This is a genomic window from Tianweitania sp., from assembly GCF_032053605.1.
Lineage (GTDB): Bacteria > Pseudomonadota > Alphaproteobacteria > Rhizobiales > Rhizobiaceae > Tianweitania.
In genome coordinates, this window is the sequence record NZ_DAMBUH010000045.1 from 1 (window position 1) to 770 (window position 770).

1 protein-coding gene is annotated in these 770 nt (G+C 67.1%); it reads right to left on the reverse strand.

Annotated elements, in window-relative coordinates:
• Positions 1-770: ABC transporter permease subunit (locus tag RTX98_RS11730; RefSeq protein ID WP_312796755.1), on the reverse strand; the 770-nt coding region annotated here is incomplete at both ends.

Sequence of the window (770 nt, forward strand, 5' to 3'; positions counted from 1 at the left end):
CGGCGATCACGGTGGCGGCGAGCGGGCTCAAGACGAACAGGACGGCGGAAAGGAGGATTGCGCTGTTGGCGATCCGCTCACGGCCACTCGGGTGATCGAAGCGGCGGGGCGCGACGGACAAGTTGGCTTCGCCGGCTGTGTCGGCGCCCAGGCGCGACAGGAGGGCGAGGATGATCACGGTAAGGGCGAGTTGCACCATGGTGAGGGCGACCGCGCGGGATGGGTCGAAGTCGAAGCGCAGCGCCTGGTAGATCGCGACTTCCAGCGTGGTGGCGCGCGGGCCGCCGCCGAGCGTCAGAACGAGGGTGAAGGAGGTCACGCAGAGCATGAAGACGAGGCCGGCGATCGAGGGCAGGGCCTTGCGCAAAGCAGGCCATTCAATGAAGCGAAAGCTGTTCCAGGCCTTGAAGCCGAGCTGGACGCCGAGGCGGTGCTGGTCCGTGGGGACGGTTTCGAGCGCTTCCAGAAACAGTCGCGTCGCCATCGGCAGGTTGAAGAACACATGCGCGACGAGAATGCCTGACAGGCCGTAGATGCCGGGCCACGGCTCGCCGGTAAGCGCGCTGAGCGGTGGAGCAAGAAAGCCGGCGCGGCCGAGCAGAGCGAGCAGGCCAAGGGCCGCGACGATCGCCGGTAGAGCGAGCGGCACGGCGAAGAGTTGCAGGATCAAGCGGCGCCCGGGAAAATTCGGATGCCGCGACAGAGCGCGTGCGACGAGGAGCGCCGGCAGAATGCTAAGTGCCGTCGACAGCAGCGCCTGCATCAGCGTG